The following is a 19,608-nucleotide window of genomic DNA, read 5'->3' as shown; positions in this document are numbered from 1 at the left end:
CCGTGACGACGTACTCCGCGGTGCGCACGACAGGGATCTACTGCCGGCCGGGCTGTGGTGCCAAGCCGCTCGCGGAGAACGTGAGCACGTTCGAGCTGCCCGCCGCGGCCGAGGCGGCCGGGTATCGGGCCTGTCTGCGCTGCCGTCCGTACCGGGTGGCCGGGACGGTTGCGGACGAGGCGCCGGAGCTGGTCTGTCGCGCGGTGCGGTTGATCATCGCCGGTCTGCTGGACGAGTCCGGTGAAGAGGCGCTCGGGGCGCGGCTCGGGGTGTCGGCGCGGCATCTGCGACGGATGTTCAGCGAGCACCTCGGTGTCACGCCGGATCAGTTCGCGCGGTCGCGGCGGGCGCACTTCGCGCGGCGGTTGCTCGACGACACCGACCTCGGGATCGCGGAGATCGCGTTCGCATCCGGCTTCGGCAGTCTGCGGCAGTTCAACCGGGCAATGCGGGAGATCTTCCGGGCGTCACCACGTGAGCTCCGCGATCGCCGGCGTCGAGGCGATCGCCTGGCCGCGGACGGCGGTTTGGTGCTGCGGTTGCCATTCACGCCGCCGTACGACTGGGAGGCGATGTGTGCGTTCCTGCACGCGCGCGCGATCCCAGGCGTCGAGTCGGTCGAGGGCGGTGTGTATCGGCGGACGATCTCGATCGACGGTGAGCCGGGTGTGCTGGAGCTGGGCGCGGGCGGCGATGATCATCTGCTCCTTCGCGCGCATCTTCCGTTCTGGGAGGGCGTCATGCATGTCGTCGACCGGGCCGCGTGCTTGGTCGGTCTGGACTGCGAGCCTGTCTCGGCCCGTGGACATCTGGCCGCGGACCCGGAGTTCGGCCCGCTGGTTGCGGCTCGGCCCGGGGTTCGGGTGCCTGGGGCGTGGGGTCCGTTCGAGGTTGCTGTTTCTGCTGTTGTGCGGGCTGAGCTGCCGCCGGAGGACGCGTCCGAGGCGTTGCACAAGCTCGTCCAGGTGTACGGCGTACCTGTGCCGGGGCTCGGTCATGGTCTGACCCACGCATTTCCGGGGCCGGCCGCCTTGACCGATGCTGAGCTGGTCGGGCCGCTCGCGCGGGAAGTGGCTGACGGCAACATCGTGCTCGACGGTGACCTGGAGCCGTTGGTGCGATCGCTCGAGACCGTGACGAGCAACCGTGCAGCACAAGAGATCGCCCTCCGCCTCGGTGCCCGCGACGCGTGGCCCCTGCCCGGCGAGAGCGAGCGCCTCAACCCCTGGCGCTCGCTCGCCGCCGTCTATCAACTGACCAACGCCTCGTAGGTGCCGCTGGTCAACAGTTCCTTTGCAGCGGTAGTTGCCAACGCATAGGCGGCACCGGTGATCGCCGGGCCGAGACTGATTCGCGCGACACCCAATTCCGCGAGTTCGCCGACCGTGGGAGCGCCCGGGCCTACCATCACGTTGAGCGGCAGCGGCGAGCCCTCGACCAGTTCGGCGATCGTTGCCGCGCCGACCACACCAGGCACGAACAGCACGTCCGCACCCGCATCGGCGTACATCTTCGCGCGCTCCAGCGTCCCGGTCTTGTCGCCGAACAGGTACGTATCGGTCCGCGCGTTGATCACCAGCTCGATGCCCGCGGCAACAGCCGCCGCCCGTGCCGCCTTGATCCGCTCGACATGCACCAACGGATCGTCGAGCACCCGCCCGGTGCTGTCCTCGAGATTCACACCGACCACCCCGGCCTCGAGTACGCCGTTCACCGTGCCCGCGACATCGCCGTACCCAGCCTCGATATCAGCCGTCACGGGCACCGACACCGCCGCGCAGATCAGCCGCAGCGCCGCGACCGCCGACTCCTGATCCAAGCCGCCCGCGTCATCAACACCATGCGCCCAAGCAACACCGGCGCTCGTCGTCGCGATCGCCTTCGCCCCCGCCGCCTCGATCGCCCGCGCCGAACCTGCATCCCACGCGTTCGGCAGCACCAGCGGCTGCCCCTCGTGCAACGCACGCAACTGCCGCGCCAACTCGTTCTGCGTGCTCACAGGCTGACCAGCAGTTCGTGGTCGACCTCGACGAACTCGACGATCAGGTCGGCGAACCGGCCCGCGATCAGTTCCTTGTACGCCGACGACCCGGTGTGCGCGTCGTACGCCGCCTGGTCCGCGAAGTGCTCGACGAACAACAGGTAGTCCGGCGTCGCCGGATCGCGGTACACGCGGAACGACAGCGTGCCCTCCTCCGCGCCCGGCCCCATCGGGCCGAACTCCTGCACGATCGCCTCGGCGGCGGCCTGGTTGCCGTCCTTCAGCTTGATCGGAAACACCTTTGCCAACATCTGCATCCTCCTGAGGGTTTGTTCCTCAAGGTTCGCCCGCCGGCCGGCCGTTGGTCTGGCCATATTCGGTCATGTACGTCGTCTCGTATCTCAAGACAATATGTCTCATAAATCAAGATTGTGGATTAGCGTGGAGACTGTCGAGAGAGGGCAAAGGAGCCTGGGATGAACAACGTCTACACGCACGGACATCACGAGTCGGTACTGCGATCGCACAGCTGGCGTACTGCGGAGAATTCGGCCGGCTATCTGCTGGCGCACCTGCGGCCCGGGATGTCGTTGCTCGACGTCGGCGCCGGTCCCGGCACGATCACCGCCGACCTCGCCCGCCTGGTCGAACCCGGCCGGACCACCGCGCTGGAAGCCAACGCCGCCGCCCTCGACATCACCAAGGCGACGTTCGCGGAGCTGGACCTCGACGTCGAGTTCGTCGTCGGCGATGTGCATGCGCTGGAGCTGCCGGACGACACGTTCGACGTCGTACACGCGCACCAAGTCCTACAGCACGTCGGGGATCCGGTGCAGGCGTTGCGCGAGATGCGTCGGGTCTGCAAGCCCGGCGGCATCGTCGCGGTCCGCGACTCGGACTACCACGGTTTCGTCTGGTACCCGGAGCTGCCCGAGCTCGACGAGTGGATGGCGCTCTACCAGCGGATGGCCCGCGCCAACAGGGGCGAGCCGGATGCCGGTCGACGCCTCCTGTCCTGGGCCTTGGCGGCAGGCTTCGAGAATGTCGATGCGACCACCTCGACCTGGGCGTTCACCAACCCCGAGGACCGTGCCTTCTGGGGCGGCATGTGGGCGGATCGCATCCTCAAGTCAGCGCTCGCGGATCAGGCGCGCGCGTCCGGCGTACCGGAGGAGCAGCTGGAAGCGATCTCGCAAGCCTGGCAGACCTGGACGGCCACGCCGGACGCGACCATTTCCATCCTGCACGGCGAGCTACTGTGCCGGGCGTGAACGCTGGCGAGAGATCTCGTACAGGACTGCCGTCGCGGCGTTGGCCGCGTTGAGCGAGCTGGCCGAGCCGGTGATGGGGATGCGGACCAGGTGGTCGGCCGCTTCTCTCCAGGCTGAGCTCAAGCCGGCCGTCTCGTTGCCGATCAGGAGCAGGACCGGCTGCGTGAAGTCGAAGTCGTAGACGTCGGTCGACCCGTGCTCGTCGGTGCCGACGACAACGATCGGGATCGACGAACGGCGGACCCAATCGAGGACCTCGCGATGGGATGCCGCGCGTACGGCGGGAACCGCGAACAGCGATCCCGTCGTCGCGCGGACCGCCTTCGGGTCGTACACATCGGCCGCATGTCCGGTGACGATCAGCCCGTCGGCGCCGAACGCATCCGCGGACCGGATGATCGACCCGATGTTCCCCGGCCCGGTCGGCCGGTCGAAGACGACCCCGAGGAAGTCCGGCCCGACCGGGATCCGATCGAGATCATCGGCAGGCAGCTCGAGTACGGCGATCAGCTCCGCCGCCTCGTCCTTCTCGCCGAGCTCGGCCAGCAACTCCGGCGCCATCGCGACCCGCTCCACGTCCGGGAGTCGCTGCAGCAACTCCGACGCCCACTTCGACAGCGGTCGGGAGGCGTCGGTGATCAGCGCCCGCACCGGCCAACCGTTGTCTACGGCAACAGAAATCGGCCGCACGCCCTGGACCAGGAACTCGCCGGCGCGCTGCCGCTTGGTCCGATTGGTCAGCGACGCCTGCCACACCTGAAACCTGGCGTTCCGCGACGAGATCCGTTGCACACAATCACCTTAGTGTCCACGTCTCCGTCTCCGGCCCCGGTGTCTGAGGCGGAGTACGCCCCACAGGAGCAACGCGGGCAGCCAGAGCACCAGCAACCAAGGAAGACGCCACCACCCGGAGCCGCCGTCGAGCTTCGGCTGTTCGGGCGCGACCAACGGTCGCGCGGAGGTCGACCAGGCCAGGAACGCGTCCCCGATCGGCACCGCGCCGAACGCGTAGCGCTTGGTCTTCAACCCGGAGAGCGGAAGCCCGAGCAGCTCACCCTCCCGCCCGAGCCGATCCCCGAGTGGATCGTTGTGCACCCGCGCCGCACCCATCGCAACCACCGTCGCCGACAGGCTCATCCCGAGCACCAGCGGCCCGGAATCGACATCGCCGTTGCCGGTGGTGCCCTTCGGGTACTCGCGGACACCGACCCGGGTGACGAACTTGTCCTTGAAGAGCTCGTACTGCGTTCGCGCGAACGTCGGGTCGATGTCGACGAGGAAGCGCTGGATCATCGCCTGCGACGAACCACGCGCACCGGACTCCTCCGGCGCCACCTGATGTGGTAGCAGACCCGTCGCCGGGTCCACCTTGGTCTTCGCCGTCGTCACCCAGTTCCGCGCGATCTGCCCGAACCGCGGCGCGACCAAGGCGTCGTACTGGCGGAGTGAGGCGATCGCCACGACCGAGTCGACCGGCCAGGCCTGACCTGGGTACGACGCGAGGAACGGCGTCTTCGCAGTCCGGAACGCGGTGGCGAGCTCGACCGACTCGCTCGTGAATGTGTCGAGATCGGCCGCGTCGGAGTGGCCGAGGGCGATCAGACCGCCACGCAGCCAGTTCGTCCACCCCGCGTAGAAAACGCCGTACTGCGGTTGCAGCGACGGGTCGAACGGCGCCGTACCGTCCGTGGAGGCGAGTCGATCGAGGGACCAGCGGACCTCCGCGGTCGCGTCGGCCGACTGCGCCGAGTCGTCGAGACCGACCTGGACCCAGCTGAGCCCGTACAGCACGTTCAGGAAGAAGTACCCCTCCGGAAACTGTTTCTGCGCAGCTCGATCCGCTCCGTCCTCGATCTCGGCTCGCAGGAATGCGAGCTGCTTGATCACGCCACCGGTGGGATCAAGAACCAGGCGTGCGGTGCCCACCCCCGCCACGAATGTGGCGATCACCGCTACGCCGATCAGGAGCTTGCGCAGCACCCGCACCAATCTAGGGCCCGCTCGGCGACTACTGGGAGTCGCCGAGGTGACGTTCAGGTGCCCAAGCCAGATGTCAGGTCAGGTGCCGAGCGTCGACTCCCGGGTGATGAGACGGGTGGGGAGCTCCATCGGGCCGGGGTGGGCCGAGCCGGCGATCGCGTCGAGGAGAAGGTTCGCCGTCCGGCGGCCGAGCTCCTCGAGCTCCATGTCGACGGTGGTGAGCGGCGGCCGGCTCGCGAGCGCCATCACCGACCAGTTGTCGTAGCCGGTGACCGCGATGTCGTCCGGGACCGAGCGACCGAGCTCGCGAAGCCGGTCGCAGACCCCCCGGGCGATCTGGTCGCTGCCGCACGCGATCGCGTCGACGGCGGGTTGGGCCCGGAGCAGTACGTCGACCGCGTGCCGGCCCCAGCGTTCGCTCCACTCGCCGTGCAGCGGCTCGCCGGCGAACGCGTCACCGGCCGCCTCGACAGTTGCGGCGGCGCGGACCTGCGCGCTGTGGTGGGAGTCCGGGCCGGTGACATGCGCGATTTTCGAGCGGCCGAGCGACAGCAGGTGCCGCACGGCCGAGGCCGCCCCGCCGTGGTCGTCGACGATCACCGACGTGTCGTCGGGATCGGTCGACGGGCTGAACGCGTAGATGACCGGGATCGGTACGTCGATCGGCGCCCGCGGCTCGGTCCGGCGACCGGTGACGATGATGCCGTCGACCCGGCGGGACACCAGGGACTTGAGGTAGTGCTGCTCGCGGAGCGGGTCGTCCCGGGTGTCGCACAGCACGAGCGCCATCTCGCCGGCGCTCAGCGCGTCCTCGGCGCCGAGCATGATCGGGATGCTGAACCGGCCGGAGCTGTCGGTCGTGATCAGCCCGACCGTGAAGCTCCGCCCGGACGACAACGCCCGGCCCCGGCTGTCGGGCGTGAATCCGAGCTGCTCGGCGGCCCGGCGTACTCGCTCGCGGGTCTCCTCGCGGAGCTGGCCGGTGTCGTTGAGCGCCTTCGACGCCGTGCTCGTGGAGACACCCGCCAACGCGGCCACGTCGGTGATCCGCGGCTGTGAGCGCAGCGGTGACGCCATCCGGCAACTCCTTTCCGAGGTTTCCGGGAGTCTAGCCTGAAGGGTTGACCGCCGCCATCATCCGCTCTACCTTCGTGCAGGAAAACGTGTTCCGGAATTTCCTGAAAACTCAGTCCTCACTCAGGAGCCACGACATATGAGCGCACCCACCCGCAGCCCGGCCGCCACGACCAAGGGGCGCCGGCGTCCCCTCGGACTCGGCCAGGCCACGATCACCGGCGGCTTCTGGGCGCCGCGGCAGACCCGCAACGGTCTGGACGCGATCCCCAGCGGCCAGGACCAGCTCGAGAAGGCCGGCAACCTGCAGAACCTCCGCCTGGCCGCCGGTATCGGCGAGGGCGAGGCGATCGGTCCGGTCTTCGCCGACTCCGACGTCTACAAATGGCTCGAGGCGGCGGCCTGGGAGTACGGGCGCACCCCCGACGAGGACCTGCTCAAGCGCATCCGCGATCTGACCGCGGTGGTCGCGGCCGCGCAGCGCGAGGACGGGTACCTCGACTCGGTCGTCCAGCTCCGGTACGGCGACGAGGGGCGCTACCAGCAGCTCGTCTGGAGCCACGAGCACTACTGCGCCGGCCACCTGATCCAGGCTGCGGTCGCCCAGGTCCGCTGCACCGGCGACACCGCCCTGCTCGAGGTCGCGACCAAGCTCGCGGATCATCTGGTGGCGACGTTCGGCGACGGCAAGACCGTCGACGTCGACGGTCACCCGGTCATCGAGATGGCCCTGGTCGAGCTTTATCGAGAAACCGGTACGGCGGCGTACCTGGACCTGGCCAAGTGGTTCGTCGAGGCGCGCGGGCACGGGATCATCGAGAACCACGGCCACTCGCCGACGTACTTCTCCGACCGCGTCCCGGTCCGCGAGGCGACCACGGTCGAGGGGCACTCGGTTCGCGCGGTCTACCTGGCCGCGGGTGCGACCGATGTCGCGCTGGAGACCGACGACGCGCAGCTGCTCGAAGCGTTGAAGCGGCAGTTCGACCACATGTGGTCGACGAAGACCTACATCACCGGCGGCCTCGGTGCACGCTGGGAGGGCGAGGCCTTCGGCGACGAGTACGAGCTGCCGGCGGACCGCGCGTACGCCGAGACGTGTGCGGCGATCGGCGGCATCCAGTGGGCATGGCGGATGCTGCTCGCGACGGGCGAAGCGTCGTACGCCGATGCGATCGAGCGGATGCTCTACAACGGCTTCCTCGCTGGTGTGTCGCTGGCCGGCACGGAGTACTTCTATGTGAATCCGCTGCAGTTGCGCGGCTCGGCACACCCGGACAACGGGCGGAGTCCGGCGCACGGTCGACGCGGCTGGTTCGACTGCGCCTGCTGTCCGCCGAACATCATGCGCACCTTGTCGAGCCTCGACGGCTACCTGGCCACGACTACGGATGACGCGATCCAGATCCACCAGTACGCAACCGGTGTGATCGGCGACCTGCGGGTGGAGACGGCCTACCCGTGGGACGGCACGGTCCGTATCACGGCTCCGGAATCGACTGTTGTCGAGCTCCGCATTCCGGCGTGGGCTGAAGGCGCCACCGTCAACGGAGAGCCGGCCGAGCCCGGCACCTACGCCCGCGTCACCGCCACCGACATCGTCCTCCAGCTACCGCTGCAGTCCAGGCTGGTCGGAGCAGATCCTCGGATCGACGCGGTTCGCGGTTGTGTTGCTCTCGAACGCGGCCCGCTGGTGTACGCGGTCGAGCAGGTGGACAACTCCGCCGACGTCGACGACCTCCATCTGTTGCTAGAGGCACCTACCGCGGAGGAGTCGGAGCTGCTGGGTGGGGTGACTGTGCTCAAGGCCCAGGGACTTGCAGGTACTGGCCACAAGCCGGGCTGGTCGTTCGAGCCTGGCGCGGTGGACTCGACCGGGGATGCGGTTGAGGTTGTGGCGGTTCCGTACTACGCGTGGGCCAACCGGGAGATCGGTGCCATGCGTGTCTGGCTGCCCAGGGGCTGATTGTGGTCACGCGTCGGCAGTTCCTCGGCCTCGCAGCCGGAGCGACCACGGCCGGTTTGCTCCCGGGCTGTAGCTCGGTCCTGCCCGAACCCGACGTCCAGGCGGCGGGTTTCGGGCAGGAGGCCACCGGCACGGTGCAGGTGTGGTGCCGGGCGGCGACCCAGACCGGTCTGACCGACCTGGTGAAGAAGTTCAACGCGTCCCAGGACCGGCTCACCGTCGAGCTGACGCCGGTCCTGGATGCGCAGTACGTCACCAAGCTGGCGACCGCGATCCGCGGCCGGAGCGTGCCGGACCTGGTCGACATCGACGACATCAACTCGATGCTGTTCATCTACCGCGACGCGTTCACCGATCTGACGGAACCGCTTGCCGCACTGGACTTCCGGGACAAACTCAGCCCGGGCCACTTGCGGCTGGCAACGAAGAACGAGCGCGTGTACGGCGTTCCGTACCTCGCGGACAACTCGATGTTCTGGTTCAACACCGAGCTGTGCGACCGCGCCGAGGTCGATCCGGACGAGGCGGTGAAGTCGTTCGACAACCTGCTGGACGCGGCCAAGAAGCTCCGCAAGCTCGGCGACGACATCTACGCGTGGAGCTTCCCGGCGAACAGCCCGGGCGCGCTCGGATTCGTCGTACAGCCGATGGTGTGGGCCGCGGACACCGACCTGATCCAGGGCACGATCGGCAGCCAGTCCGGGCACATCGTCGGGAACGACGTCGTCCAGCGGATGCTCGAGCTGCACCGGCAGTTGTGGGTCGACGGATTGGTGCCGAGGGCAAACTTCTCCGACGATGCGTCCCGGTGGGGCAGCGACTTCCGGGCCGGCAAGATCGGCATCTTCCCGTCGAACTACAGCGTGGTCGTGTCGGCATCCGACGATGCGTTCCACAAGAAGGTCACGCCGCGGCTGTTGTCCGGGCCCGACGGCGGTGCAGCGTTCTTCGACGGCGGCGACAACATGTGTATCCCACGCGGTGCGCGCAATGCGTCGGGGGCGTGGGAGTTCGTGCGGTTCGCGCTGGATCTGCCACAGCAGATCGATCTGCCGGCCGGTGGCTATACGCCGGTGCGGTCGGATGCGCGGACCGCGGAGTTCGCGAAGAAGTATCCGCTGGCGACCCTGCCACTGGAGCGCATCCAGGAGGGGTACGCGCCGACCACGCTGTCCTACAACCTCCTCTACAACCAGCCGGACGGGCCGTGGCTACAGATGTTCCGCCGCGCCGTGTTCGACGGCGAACTGGAGGCCGCCATGAAGGAAGCCCAGCAGAACTACGACCGCATCCTGAAACAGGGGCAGGCATGAGCACGCCGCGCTCGTTGACGCATCCGGGACGGACCGGGTTGTTGTTGGTCACCCCCGCGGTGCTCTTCGTCGGCGTCTTCGTGCTGGTGCCGTTGGCGTTCGCGTTGGTGATCTCGCTGACCAACTGGCCGCTGATCGGCTCGGTGAAGTTCAGCGGGCTGAAGAACTACACCGCGATCGTCTCTGACGCCGCCTTCGCCAAGTCCGTCCTCTACACGTTGCTCTACACGGTCATCGTGACCGGGCCGATCCTGGTGCTCGGCTACGCCCTCGCAGTCCTGGTACGCCGCAAGCGCCGTGGCTCGACATTTCTGCGAACGGTCTTCTTCCTCCCGTTCGTCGTCGGACTCTCGACGCTCAGCTTCGTCACGGTCCTGGAGGCTCAGCCGGAAAGTGGCATCATCAACATCGTCCTGAAGAAGCTCGGCATCACCGACGGTACGACGGCCTGGCTGGTGGACGGTCCGCTCGCCACCGGGCTGATCTGCGTACTGGTCATCTGGGCGGTCAGCGGGCTGACGATGATGCTGCTGATGGCCGGCATGCAGGCCATCCCGCGGGAGTACTACGAGTCGGCCGAGCTGGACGGCGCAGGCTGGTGGAAGACAGAGCGGGAGATCACGATCCCGATCCTGCGACGCACGATCGCGATGGCCGTGATCATCTCGGTGATCGGCTCGCTGCTCGCGTTCTCGCAGTTCTACATCCTGACCCGCGGCGGTCCGGGCACCGACACCACGACGGTGGTCCAGTACATCTACAACCGGGCCTTCGTCCAGCTGCAGCTCGGTGCCGCGACCGCGCTGTCGATCGTGCTCGTCATCGTGGTCGGCCTCGTCACCGCGGCCCAGTTCCGGCTGCTTCGGGAGAAGGACTGATGAGACTCAAGAACACCTTCTACGTGATCGGCGGCGGCGGCGCCTTCCTGGTCTTCGCCGTACCGTTGCTGTGGGCACTCTTCCGGTCGGTGCAGCCGAACGACGTGATCGTTGCGGCGCCGAACGCGTCGACGTTCTTCCATTTGACCTGGGACAACTTCCGGACGCTGATCGAGGGACCGGGCAACCTGGTCCGGGCTGTCGGTAACAGCCTGATCGTTGCCTTGAGCACCGCCATCTTGACGGCGCTGCTGGCGACGTTCGCCGGGTACGGGTTCGCGCGGTTCCGGTTCCGGAGTGCGCCGGTGCTGTTCGCGCTCGTGGTGGTGTCGATGATGATCCCGTTCCAGGCGATCCTGACCCCGCTCTACCTCGAGATGAACACGCTCCGGCTGACGGACAGTCTGTTCGGGCTCGTGCTGTTCTATACGACGGTCAACCTGCCGTTCGGCGTCTTCGTGATGCGGAACTCGTTCGCCTCGGTCCCGGTCGAGCTCGAGGACTCGGCCCACGTGGACGGCTGCGGCACGTTCCGGATGCTCGGCTCGGTACTGCGCCCGCTGATCATGCCGGGCGCCGCGACCGTCGCGCTGTATGCGTTCCTGGCTGCTTGGACGGAGTTCCTCGGCGCGCTCACCTTCCTGACCAAGGACGAGCTCTACACGCTCCCCGTCGCGTTGGTGAACGTCCAGGCCGGCGCGTACGGCGAGATCAACTTCGGCTCCCTCGTGGCCGGCGCGGTGATCGCGATGATCCCGTGCGTCGTCCTCTACATCGGTCTGCAGCGCTTCTACGTCAGCGGCCTCGCGTCAGGAGCCGTCAAAGGCTGACTTTGAGCACGCACCAACCATTTCATTGCGTCCGAAGTGGTTGGTGCGTGCACAAGGTCAAAGGCTGGGGCGGATCTCGTGGTCGGCGTGGGCGGCGGCGTGGGCCTCGCCGACCTGGCGGCACAGGGCCATCAGGTCGTCCTCGTTCAGGACGTGCTGCTTGGCCTTCGGGCCCAGCTCGGTGATGTGGTCGCGAGCGCGGAGCAGTCGCTGGAAGACCCGCTCCCGCTCGTCCGGGTCGTCGGTGTACTCCGGGTCGAGGTACGCGTTCGCGTCGCGGCGGATGTGGGCCATCGCGGTCTGCGTCCGCCCGCGGGTGCTGAACAGTGAGGCGAAGATCGTGATCAGCAGGACGACCAGGATCACCGCCAGCGAGAGGCCGGTGCTGATCTCGACCACCTCGACGTGCTCGCCGCCGTTCACGAACGGCAGGTTGTTCTCGTGCAGCGCGTGCAGGATCAGCTTCGCGCCGATGAACATCAGGATCGCGGCCAGTCCAAACGACAGGTAGATCAACCGGTCCAGCAGGCCGTCGAGCAGGAAGAACAGCTGCCGCAGGCCGAGCAGGCTGAACGCGGTCGCGGTGAAGACGACGTACACGTTCTGCGTCAGGCCGAAGATCGCCGGGATCGAGTCGAGCGCGAACAGCAGGTCGGTGGCGCCGATCGCGACCATCACCAGCAGCATCGGCGTCAGCATCCGGCGGCCGTCGACCACGGTGATCAGCCGGTCGCCGTCGTACTCCTCGCTGGTGCGAAAGAGGCGGCGGGCCAGCCGGACCACGATGTTCTGAGCCTGGTGCGACTCCTCGGTCTCCGGTTTGAGCATGTTGCCGGCGGTCAGCAGCAGCGCGACCCCGAACAGGTAGAACACCCAGGAGAACGTGTGCAGCAGCGCCGAGCCGGCGAAGATGAACCCCGCGCGGGCGATCAGGCTGACCACGATCCCGACCAGCAGCACCTTCTGCTGGTTCTCCCGGGGCACCCGGAAGCCGGTCATGATGATCAGGAACACGAACAGGTTGTCGACCGAGAGCGCCTTCTCCGTGACGTACCCGGCGAAGTACTCCGAACCCATCTCGGTGCCGCCGATGATCAGCGCGCCGAGACCGAACAGGACCGCGATCCCGACGTACAGCGCGGACCAGACCGCGGCCTCGCGCAGCGTCGGGACGTGCGCCGACCGGACGTGGAAGAAGTAGTCGAACAGCAGCAGGCCGACAATCGCCAGCAAGGTCAGCACCCAGACCAGCGGGGACACCGTCATGTCGTAACCCAACCATGGCGGGCTGGTGGGATTCCCGCGTTGTGGTGAATTTGCCTAAAAGGCATCTTTGCTCTTTCGGCAACTTCTGCTACGGTCGTGTCATGGCCGAAGGGTTGCGGGAGCGGAAGAAGCAGGAGACGCGGATCGCGTTGAGCTGGGCGGCGGTCCGGCTCGCCGTCGAGCGCGGGTACGGCGCGGTGCGGATCGAGGACATCGCCGCGGAGGCCGGGGTCTCACTGCGGACGTTCCGCAACTACTTCGACAGCAAGGCGGACGCGATCGCCGCGCGCGAGGTGGAGCGCAGCCTGAAGATCGCCGAGGAGCTCCGGGCCCGGCCCGCCGACGAGCCGTTGTGGGTGGCGATCCGGGCCGCGATCGAGGCCCATTTCGCGCTCGGCGAAGAGGGGCACGGCGGGCGGCGACCGCCGGACGAGCAGTGGCTCAAGGGCATCCGGTTGATGATGACCGAGCCTGCGCTGCAGGGTGCGATCATGCTCGCCTACGCCCGGGTCGGCGAGGAGATGGCGGCCGCTATCGCCGAGCGGACCGGCATCACCGGGATGTATCCGCGGCTCGTCGCTGACGTCATCGGCGCAGCCCGAGGGGTAGTGATGGCCGAGTGGATGCGAGCCGATCCGCCCCGCTCGATCGCCGACCTGCTGGCCGAGGCGCTCGACCAGATCGAGGCCGGCCTACCAGTGCCTGAATAGTCCAACTTCTTGATTCCCCCGGTCAGTCGCCGGGGTGGTCAGTCATGCCTAGATGGAGGAACGTCATGGATGCCGAAGTCGTCATTGCCGGGGCCGGACCGAACGGCCTCATGCTCGCCATCGAACTGCGCTTGGCCGGGGTCCAGCCTCTGGTGCTGGAGCGGCTGCCCGAACCGAACTCCACCCCGCGGGCCAACGGCCTCGTCGGCCAGGTTGTGCGGATGCTCGACCGACGCGGGCTGTACGCGCGTCTCGCCGGTACGCCGGGTCCGCCGCAACCGCAAGCGGCGTACATCTTCGGGGCGATGGAGTTGCCGCTCGCGGAGCTCGAGGACAATCCTGTGTATCTGCTGCCGGTGCCTCAGGTCCGGGTCGAGGCTGTACTCCGCGAGCGTGCCCTCGAGCTCGGTGCCGAGATTCGTCCGGGCCACGAGTTGTCCGGCCTGTCGCAGGATGCGGACTCGGTCACGGTGCAGGTCACTGGTCCGGACGGTGTGTACGAGCTGCGGACCCGCTATCTCGTCGGTGCCGACGGCGGCCACAGCCTCACCCGCAAGCTGGCCGGGATTGATTTCCCCGGCGTGACCAACGACCGCACGGTCTCCCGTACGGCGAGTGCCCTGGTGCCGCCGGAGCTCGTCGATCCGGAGACCGGTGCGCTCACGATTCCGGGGTACGGCGTGATCCCGCCGTTCATGCACCACCGGACGGAGCGCGGGATGTTCGTGTTCGCACCGTTCCCCGGCCGGCAAGCGGTGAGTACGGCCGAGTGGGACGATCCTGCCGATGATGTCGAGATGACGTTCGCGGAACTGCAGGCGAGCGTCGATCGCGTGCTCGGTGTGCATCTCCCGCTGACGCCGCCGACCGGCGACGGACCGCGGCTGCTGCGCCGGCTCGAGGGCGGCAACAGCCGGCTGGCCGACCGGTACCGCGAAGGTCGGGTGCTGCTGGTCGGCGATGCTGCCCACGTTCACTCGGCGATGGGCGGGCCTGGGTTGAACCTCGGGTTGCAGGATGCGATCAACCTCGGGTGGAAGCTGGCGGCGGAGGTTCAGGGGCGCGCGCCGGCGGGGCTGCTCGACACCTATGAGTCCGAGCGGCGGCCGGTGGGGGAGCGGGTCGTGATGCAGACGCAGGCCCAGACCGCATTGGTTGCTCCGGGCAATGAAGTGACGGCGTTGCGGGAGCTTTTCGGCGAGCTGCTGACCGAGCCGCGGAACGTCCAGCGGATCGCGGAGCTGATCACGGGCGCGGACATTCGGTACTACGACGGCCCGCATCCGCTGGTGGGCCGGTGGGCACCGGACTTCACGGTGCAGGACGCGGCGCCTTCTCAGGCGGGGGTGCGGTTGGCTGAGTTGATGCGGGCGGCCCGCCCGCTCCTGCTCGACCTGACACCGGACGGCGCCTTCGCCGCAACCGCTGTGCCTGATGAGGTTGACGTCGTCACTGGTCTGGGGGAGCGGCCGATCGCGATGCTCATTCGGCCTGATGGGTATGTCGCGTGGGCGGCTGAGCGGGACGGGGCTGCCGAGCAGGATGGATTGCGGGATGCGCTGGCGCAGTGGTTTCAGGCGCGGCCTTTGACGAGTGCGACGAGGTAGCGGCACGGCGCCGTACCTGGGTTGTGGAAGGTTGTCGCCGAGGGTGGGCCGAGCTGCAGGCAGTCGCCGGTGTGCAGTTCGTGGACTTGTGGTCCTTCGTAGAAGCGGAGTTGGCCGTCGAGGATCCACAGCTGCTGATATTTGAAGATGTAGGCGTCGGCCGGGTAGGAGACCGATGCGCCGGCCGGGAGTTCGACCTCGACCAGCTCGAGCGGTGATTCGGTCACCGGGGACACTGCGCGGCGGTGGTACCCGGTGACCGGGTCCGTCCAGACGGGCTGGTCTTTTGCTCGTCGCAGCAGCTCGCCGGTGTTCTCCGCGCGGGCGACGAGCTCGGACAGCGTCATGCCGAGTGCTCCGGACAGCTTTCCCAGCAGTACGGCGGTGGGCTGCGCCTCGCCGCGCTCGATCTTGCCGATCATCGCCCGCGATACCCCCGACCGCTCCGCCAATGCGTTGACGGACAGGTCCTGCGCGGTGCGGGCCTGCTGGACGGTAGAGGCCAGAGAACGAGACAGATCGTCAATCACGTTGCCACTATAGCGGCAGTTGTGGCTACTATCGTGCCATGGTTCAGGTTAGAGACGCCTCGGCAGCCGACGCCGAGGCCTGCGCGGCGATCTACGCCCCCTACGTCACCGACTCCGCCATCACCTTCGAGATCGACCCGCCCGGTCCTGCCGAGATGGCCTCGCGGATCGCTCAGGCCCAGTCGACCCATGCCTGGCTGGTCGTCGAGGACGAGGATCGCGTCATCGGCTACGCGTACGGCGGACCGATGAAACCGCGCGCGGCGTACCGCTGGTCCTGCGAAGTCAGCGTCTATCTAGAACCGGGCCGCCGCCGCACCGGCGCCGGCCGCGCCCTCTACGAGGCTCTCTTCGCTCGCCTAACTGCACGCGGCTACCGCACCGCCGTAGCTGGCATGACCCTCCCGAACCCAGCCAGCGAAGGCCTCCATAAGTCCCTGGGCTTCGAACCGATCGGCACCTACCGAAACATCGGCTGGAAACTCAACACCTGGCACGACGTCGCCTGGGTCCAACGCCCCCTCGCCATCCTCCCCGACCCACCCCAAGAACCCAGCTAGCTCTTCGCGGGGTCCGTCATCGGTGGGCAATCTTCACCTGGTTTGGTGACCAGTTCGAAGTGCCAGATTTCGTTGGTGAGGGTTTGGCAGAGGCCGTAGCGGTTGCCGTGGCGGGAGAGCCAGTCGTCGGCGTTGGTGGGGCCTATGTCTACGGCATGGCCGGTTACGTGGTGGGAGGCGTCGGGTTCGGCGACGTACTCGAGGGCCTTCTTCTTGCTGCCGTACTTGCGGATTGCCTTGTCCAGCAGCTCTTCCTGGTACTTCTTGCTGCGCCACCCCGTGGTGACCTGCATCGTGATTCCGTCGTCCTGCATGGCGGTTTCGGCTTGCTGGACAGCCTTGCGGAGCGTCGGGTCCAGCTTGGCGATGCCGGGCAGGTCGGTGTCGTACGCCGACGTGTGGTCGGGGAGTACGCCGTCTGCCGCGCGGGGCGGGCCGCTCGAGCCTGAGGTAGACGGGGTTGCGTCGTCCTGGGCCGAGGCCGCCGTACACGAGGCCAGCCCCAGACAGGTGACTGCGGCAACAATCGCCACGACGGCGGTGCGGTGATCGATCAGCATGCTGACAGTTCATCCAAGGTGATGTTGCGAGAGCGTCTGCAAATCCGGATACGTTTTCGATACGCCCGGCCTGGTTCAATGGGTGGTATGCGGGTGCTGGTCGTCGAGGACGAGGTCTATCTCGCCGAGGCGATCCAGGCGGGGCTGCGGCTGGAGGCGATCGCGGCCGATCTGGCGTTCGACGGCAACGCCGCGCTCGAATCGGTCACGGTCAACGCGTACGACGTGGTCATCCTCGACCGCGACCTGCCCGGGATCAGCGGTGACGAGGTCTGCCGGCAGATCGTTGCGCAAGGCATCGGATGCCGGGTGCTGATGCTCACCGCGGCCGGAGATCTCGACGACAAGGTCGCCGGATTCGAGCTCGGCGCCGACGACTACCTGACGAAGCCGTTCGAGTTGCGCGAGCTCGTCGTACGCCTCCGGGCTCTGGTACGACGGCCCGCTGCCGCCACACCGACGGTGATCGAGTACGCCGGAGTGCGGCTCGACCCGTACCGGCGCGAGGTGTACCGCTCCGGCCGCTACGTGAAGCTCGCGCGCAAGCAGTTCGCCGTACTGGAGGTGCTGATGGCGGCCAGGGGTGGGGTCATCAGCGCGGAAACGCTGCTGGAGAAAGCCTGGGACGAGAACGCCGACCCGTTCAGCAACTCGGTCCGGCTGACGATCTCGGCGTTGCGGAAGCGGCTGGGCGACCCCTGGGTCATCCACACCGTGCCCGGCGTCGGCTACCGAATCGGTGAACCATGAGCGACGAACGGTTGATGACTTGGCGGCCCCGACTGACAGTCCGGCTGCGGTTGACGCTGAGCTACGCGGGTCTCTTGGTCGTCGCCGGCGCCGTGGTCGCATGCATCATCTGGCTCGTCTTCCGGATCGTGCCGAACTACCCGCTCACCGCCGCCAACCCGCGCGACCAACAGCCCGCGCCGACCCGCGGCGAGATCCTCGACCTGGTGGTGACGCTGTCCGGATGGGCGCTGGGAGTCTTGGCGATCATCGGGCTGGTCGGCGGGTGGTTCCTGGCGGGCCGGATGCTGAAACCGCTGCAGGACATCACTGCCGCGGCGCGGAAGGCGGCGAGTGGCTCGCTCGACCACCGGATCGGGCTGACCGGCATCCGGGACGAATTCACCGACCTGTCGGACACGTTCGACGAGATGCTGGAGCGTTTGCAGCGGTCGTTCGAGCAGTACCGGCGGTTCGCAGCGAACGCCTCGCACGAGTTGCGGACGCCGCACGCGGTGATGAAGACGATGCTCGATGTGGCGCAGGCGGATCCCGAGCATCAGGACGTGCCGCAGCTGGTGAAGCGGCTGGCCGAGACCAATCAGCGCGGGATCAACATCGTGGAAACGCTGCTCAGTCTGACGGCACTGAGCAACCGGGAAGTGGAGCTGGATCCGGTCGATCTGGCCACGGTACTGCGGTCTGCGTGGCCGGCGCTCTCGTCGGAGGCGGCCGAGGCGGGGGTGCGGCTCTCGTCCGAGCTCGAGGAGTCCGTCGTCGAGGGCAACGATGTGTTACTGCATCAACTGGTAACAAATCTGGTGCAGAATGCGATCCGGCACGGTGGCGGCGCCGTGGCGGTCACGGTCGCCCGCGGGAGTCTCGTCGTACGGAACGACGGCGCGATACTCGACCCGGCCGTGGTGCGGACGTTCGTCGAGCCGTTCGCGAAGAGCAGGTACGGGGCGGGCCACGGGCTGGGGTTGGCGCTGGTGGATCGGATCGTAGAGGTCCATCGCGGGCGGTTGGAGCTCGTCGCGAACGGGGACGGCGGGCTGACCGCGACCGTCGTACTGCCTCAGGCTCCGGTCGATACCTGACCCGGCAAGCGGTTGGCCCGGTGTGCGGGAGAGGATGGTGCGGTGAGTGAACGACCTTCAGCCGACCATGAGGTGACCGTACGACGTGCGGTCCAGGAGGACGACGCCGCGCTGCTGGCGATCGAGAAGATCTCGTGGGACGCGTCGTCGGGGTTCCCGTCGTACCAGGACAATCTGACGGACACGTTCTTCGCGCGTAGCGGTCCGGAGGCGCATCTGGTCGCGGAGTACGACGGCGAGGTGGTCGGGTATCTGCGCTTGCAGAACAAGTACCCGTTCCCGGAAGGCGCCGGCGTACTGACGATCAACGGTCTCGCGACCGCACCCACCGCGCGCCGCCTGGGTGTGGGATCCGCGCTCCTGGATGCGGCCACGGCCGAGGGCCGGCTCCGCGGCGCCCGCAAGATCAGCCTGCACGTCCACAGCACCAACGCCGCAGCCCGCCGCCTCTACGAACGCCACGGCTACATCGTCGAAGGCACCCACCCCAACGAATTCCTCATCGAGGGCGACCTGATAGCCGCCCTCGACATGGCGAAGATGCTCTAGCGGCTGATGGTCGGGCTGTAGTAGTCCCAGACGGAGGTCGACGCCGGCACGTACACGCGATACCTGCGGGTCCGACCGGGGTAATAGGTGTACGCCGCCTGCCCGCTGGCGTTCGTGGTGGTGTACGCGAGGCCCTTCCAGGTCGTCGTACCGATCTCCTGGTACTGCAGCAGGAGCTTGCGACCGGCCCAGCGCGAGTACGTGTTGGTCGTCGGGTTGAAGTACCAGACCGTCGTGAGGAAGGCGGTCCTCGTGCCCTTGCGCCCGGCGTTGACGCTCGCGGACGAGCCGAACCGGACCTCCGTGTAGGCAGGCAGCAGGGTCGCAACCTTCTGGTTGTTCTGGTCGACGCCGCCGGAGGCGTCGCCCACCCAGGTGACCTTGCCGACCGGCACGTAGTTCGTCGGCAGCTGGACGCCCGGGCACTTGCCGTTCTGGCACAGGACACTCTCGACGTTGCCGTTCTTGAAGGTCGCCGTCCAGGCACCCTTGACCATCGTGGCCGGACAGTCGCTCCCGAGTGGAACGGCGTAGTGCGTGTTAGCTGCGCTCATCGCGAGCCTCGGCGGCACCTTGAACGAGCAGGTCGCCGCCGTGGCGCGCGTGGTGGCCGCCTGGCCCGGTTGGACCATGACAAGGCTGGATGCCATCAGAGCAAGCAGAGCCAGCGTCGTCTTGTAGAGCTTCAAGAGTTCCCCCTCTTG

General features: G+C 67.6%; 21 protein-coding genes. 12 read left to right on the top strand and 9 right to left on the bottom strand.

Annotation, left to right across the window (positions count from 1 at the left end; all coding sequences use genetic code 11):
* Positions 1-2: 2 nt before the first annotated feature.
* The gene (locus EV645_RS09215; protein WP_130441671.1) at positions 3-1,271 is read left to right on the top strand and encodes an AlkA N-terminal domain-containing protein; all 1,269 of its coding nucleotides are present in this window, start codon (positions 3-5) and stop codon (positions 1,269-1,271) included.
* Here EV645_RS09215 and EV645_RS09210 read toward each other — a convergent pair.
* Both EV645_RS09210 and EV645_RS09205 read right to left on the bottom strand, forming a co-directional pair.
* Positions 1,250-1,999, bottom strand: a complete 750-nt coding sequence (locus EV645_RS09210) for an isocitrate lyase/PEP mutase family protein (RefSeq protein WP_130441669.1) — start codon at positions 1,997-1,999, stop codon at positions 1,250-1,252. The genes EV645_RS09215 and EV645_RS09210 overlap by 22 nt on opposite strands.
* Positions 1,996-2,298: a putative quinol monooxygenase gene (locus EV645_RS09205; protein ID WP_157997032.1), complete on the bottom strand. Its 303-nt coding sequence runs from the start codon at positions 2,296-2,298 to the stop codon at positions 1,996-1,998. Before EV645_RS09205 ends, EV645_RS09210 begins: the two co-directional genes overlap by 4 nt.
* Positions 2,299-2,457: 159 nt before the next feature.
* Between EV645_RS09205 and EV645_RS09200 the strand changes: the two genes are divergently transcribed.
* Positions 2,458-3,252 carry a methyltransferase domain-containing protein gene (locus EV645_RS09200; protein ID WP_130441665.1) on the top strand — a complete coding sequence of 265 codons (795 nt, stop codon included), beginning with the start codon at positions 2,458-2,460 and terminating at the stop codon, positions 3,250-3,252.
* Here EV645_RS09200 and EV645_RS09195 read toward each other — a convergent pair.
* From EV645_RS09195 to EV645_RS09185, 3 genes are all read right to left on the bottom strand, one after another.
* Positions 3,235-4,044: a TrmH family RNA methyltransferase gene (locus EV645_RS09195; protein WP_130441663.1), complete on the bottom strand. Its 810-nt coding sequence runs from the start codon at positions 4,042-4,044 to the stop codon at positions 3,235-3,237. The two genes, EV645_RS09200 and EV645_RS09195, sit on opposite strands and share 18 nt — an antisense overlap.
* 9 nt (positions 4,045-4,053) lie before the next feature.
* On the bottom strand, positions 4,054-5,232 hold the full coding sequence (locus EV645_RS09190) for a hypothetical protein (protein ID WP_130441661.1): 1,179 nt from the start codon (positions 5,230-5,232) through the stop codon (positions 4,054-4,056).
* A 78-nt stretch (positions 5,233-5,310) separates the two neighbouring features.
* Positions 5,311-6,309 carry a LacI family DNA-binding transcriptional regulator gene (locus EV645_RS09185; protein ID WP_130441659.1) on the bottom strand — a complete coding sequence of 333 codons (999 nt, stop codon included), beginning with the start codon at positions 6,307-6,309 and terminating at the stop codon, positions 5,311-5,313.
* A 136-nt stretch (positions 6,310-6,445) separates the two neighbouring features.
* On the opposite strand from EV645_RS09185, the gene EV645_RS09180 reads away from it, so the two are divergent.
* The 4 genes from EV645_RS09180 to EV645_RS09165 are packed head-to-tail and all read left to right on the top strand — an operon-like array spanning position 6,446 to position 11,293.
* On the top strand, positions 6,446-8,272 hold the full coding sequence (locus tag EV645_RS09180) for a glycoside hydrolase family 127 protein (protein WP_130441657.1): 1,827 nt from the start codon (positions 6,446-6,448) through the stop codon (positions 8,270-8,272).
* A gap of 2 nt (positions 8,273-8,274) precedes the next feature.
* Positions 8,275-9,585 (top strand): extracellular solute-binding protein, encoded by a 1,311-nt coding sequence (locus EV645_RS09175; protein ID WP_198681523.1) that lies wholly within the window; start codon positions 8,275-8,277, stop codon positions 9,583-9,585.
* Positions 9,582-10,463, top strand: a complete 882-nt coding sequence (locus tag EV645_RS09170; protein WP_130441655.1) for a carbohydrate ABC transporter permease — start codon at positions 9,582-9,584, stop codon at positions 10,461-10,463. The genes EV645_RS09175 and EV645_RS09170 overlap by 4 nt, the downstream gene beginning before the upstream one ends.
* Positions 10,463-11,293 (top strand): carbohydrate ABC transporter permease, encoded by an 831-nt coding sequence (locus EV645_RS09165; protein WP_130441653.1) that lies wholly within the window; start codon positions 10,463-10,465, stop codon positions 11,291-11,293. The genes EV645_RS09170 and EV645_RS09165 overlap by 1 nt, the downstream gene beginning before the upstream one ends.
* 57 nt (positions 11,294-11,350) lie before the next feature.
* Here EV645_RS09165 and EV645_RS09160 read toward each other — a convergent pair whose 3' ends face one another.
* A complete protein-coding gene (locus tag EV645_RS09160; RefSeq protein ID WP_130441651.1) occupies positions 11,351-12,559 on the bottom strand; it encodes a TerC family protein in 1,209 nt (402 codons plus the stop codon).
* Positions 12,560-12,660: 101 nt separating this feature from the next.
* On the opposite strand from EV645_RS09160, the gene EV645_RS09155 reads away from it, so the two are divergent.
* Positions 12,661-13,269: an acyl-CoA-like ligand-binding transcription factor gene (locus tag EV645_RS09155; protein ID WP_130441649.1), complete on the top strand. Its 609-nt coding sequence runs from the start codon at positions 12,661-12,663 to the stop codon at positions 13,267-13,269.
* A gap of 65 nt (positions 13,270-13,334) precedes the next feature.
* The gene (locus tag EV645_RS09150) at positions 13,335-14,876 is read left to right on the top strand and encodes an FAD-dependent monooxygenase (RefSeq protein WP_130441647.1); all 1,542 of its coding nucleotides are present in this window, start codon (positions 13,335-13,337) and stop codon (positions 14,874-14,876) included.
* Here EV645_RS09150 and EV645_RS09145 read toward each other — a convergent pair.
* Complete coding sequence (locus tag EV645_RS09145) at positions 14,843-15,406, bottom strand: helix-turn-helix domain-containing protein (RefSeq protein WP_130441645.1); 564 nt, start codon at positions 15,404-15,406, stop codon at positions 14,843-14,845. The two genes, EV645_RS09150 and EV645_RS09145, sit on opposite strands and share 34 nt — an antisense overlap.
* A 38-nt stretch (positions 15,407-15,444) precedes the next feature.
* Between EV645_RS09145 and EV645_RS09140 the strand changes: the two genes are divergently transcribed.
* Entirely contained in the window at positions 15,445-15,966 is a 522-nt protein-coding gene (locus EV645_RS09140) for a GNAT family N-acetyltransferase (RefSeq protein ID WP_130441643.1), read from the top strand.
* On the opposite strand, the gene EV645_RS09135 is transcribed toward EV645_RS09140, so the two are convergent.
* The gene (locus EV645_RS09135; RefSeq protein ID WP_130441641.1) at positions 15,963-16,526 is read right to left on the bottom strand and encodes a M15 family metallopeptidase; all 564 of its coding nucleotides are present in this window, start codon (positions 16,524-16,526) and stop codon (positions 15,963-15,965) included. The genes EV645_RS09140 and EV645_RS09135 overlap by 4 nt on opposite strands.
* Positions 16,527-16,613: 87 nt before the next feature.
* Between EV645_RS09135 and EV645_RS09130 the strand changes: the two genes are divergently transcribed.
* Genes EV645_RS09130 through EV645_RS09120 form a run of 3 tightly spaced genes read left to right on the top strand, consistent with a single transcriptional unit; the run spans position 16,614 to position 18,904 of the window.
* Positions 16,614-17,276 carry a response regulator transcription factor gene (locus EV645_RS09130; RefSeq protein ID WP_130441639.1) on the top strand — a complete coding sequence of 221 codons (663 nt, stop codon included), beginning with the start codon at positions 16,614-16,616 and terminating at the stop codon, positions 17,274-17,276.
* A complete protein-coding gene (locus EV645_RS09125; RefSeq protein WP_130441637.1) occupies positions 17,273-18,355 on the top strand; it encodes a sensor histidine kinase in 1,083 nt (360 codons plus the stop codon). The genes EV645_RS09130 and EV645_RS09125 overlap by 4 nt, the downstream gene beginning before the upstream one ends.
* A gap of 42 nt (positions 18,356-18,397) precedes the next feature.
* Positions 18,398-18,904: a GNAT family N-acetyltransferase gene (locus tag EV645_RS09120; protein WP_130441635.1), complete on the top strand. Its 507-nt coding sequence runs from the start codon at positions 18,398-18,400 to the stop codon at positions 18,902-18,904.
* Here EV645_RS09120 and EV645_RS09115 read toward each other — a convergent pair.
* Positions 18,901-19,593, bottom strand: a complete 693-nt coding sequence (locus EV645_RS09115; RefSeq protein ID WP_130441633.1) for a hypothetical protein — start codon at positions 19,591-19,593, stop codon at positions 18,901-18,903. The two genes, EV645_RS09120 and EV645_RS09115, sit on opposite strands and share 4 nt — an antisense overlap.
* Positions 19,594-19,608 lie beyond the last annotated feature (15 nt).

Source organism: Kribbella rubisoli, assembly GCF_004217145.1.
In the GTDB taxonomy this organism is placed as follows: Bacteria; Actinomycetota; Actinomycetes; order Propionibacteriales; family Kribbellaceae; genus Kribbella; species Kribbella rubisoli.
Note: the sequence above shows the minus strand (reverse complement) of the source record. Positions and strands in the feature narration are given on the sequence as shown.

Excerpts from the sequence above, each read along its gene's own strand:
- EV645_RS09125 (WP_130441637.1), top strand. The coding sequence starts at position 17,273 with ATGAGCGACGAACGGTTGATGACTTGGCGGCCCCGACTGACAGTCCGG.
- EV645_RS09160 (WP_130441651.1), bottom strand. The coding sequence starts at position 12,559 with ATGACGGTGTCCCCGCTGGTCTGGGTGCTGACCTTGCTGGCGATTGTC.
- EV645_RS09180 (WP_130441657.1), top strand. The coding sequence starts at position 6,446 with ATGAGCGCACCCACCCGCAGCCCGGCCGCCACGACCAAGGGGCGCCGG.
- EV645_RS09130 (WP_130441639.1), top strand. The coding sequence starts at position 16,614 with ATGCGGGTGCTGGTCGTCGAGGACGAGGTCTATCTCGCCGAGGCGATC.
- EV645_RS09200 (WP_130441665.1), top strand. The coding sequence starts at position 2,458 with ATGAACAACGTCTACACGCACGGACATCACGAGTCGGTACTGCGATCG.
- EV645_RS09140 (WP_130441643.1), top strand. The coding sequence starts at position 15,445 with ATGGTTCAGGTTAGAGACGCCTCGGCAGCCGACGCCGAGGCCTGCGCG.
- EV645_RS09155 (WP_130441649.1), top strand. The coding sequence starts at position 12,661 with ATGGCCGAAGGGTTGCGGGAGCGGAAGAAGCAGGAGACGCGGATCGCG.
- EV645_RS09150 (WP_130441647.1), top strand. The coding sequence starts at position 13,335 with ATGGATGCCGAAGTCGTCATTGCCGGGGCCGGACCGAACGGCCTCATG.
- EV645_RS09170 (WP_130441655.1), top strand. The coding sequence starts at position 9,582 with ATGAGCACGCCGCGCTCGTTGACGCATCCGGGACGGACCGGGTTGTTG.
- EV645_RS09165 (WP_130441653.1), top strand. The coding sequence starts at position 10,463 with ATGAGACTCAAGAACACCTTCTACGTGATCGGCGGCGGCGGCGCCTTC.
- EV645_RS09135 (WP_130441641.1), bottom strand. The coding sequence starts at position 16,526 with ATGCTGATCGATCACCGCACCGCCGTCGTGGCGATTGTTGCCGCAGTC.
- EV645_RS09205 (WP_157997032.1), bottom strand. The coding sequence starts at position 2,298 with ATGCAGATGTTGGCAAAGGTGTTTCCGATCAAGCTGAAGGACGGCAAC.
- EV645_RS09185 (WP_130441659.1), bottom strand. The coding sequence starts at position 6,309 with ATGGCGTCACCGCTGCGCTCACAGCCGCGGATCACCGACGTGGCCGCG.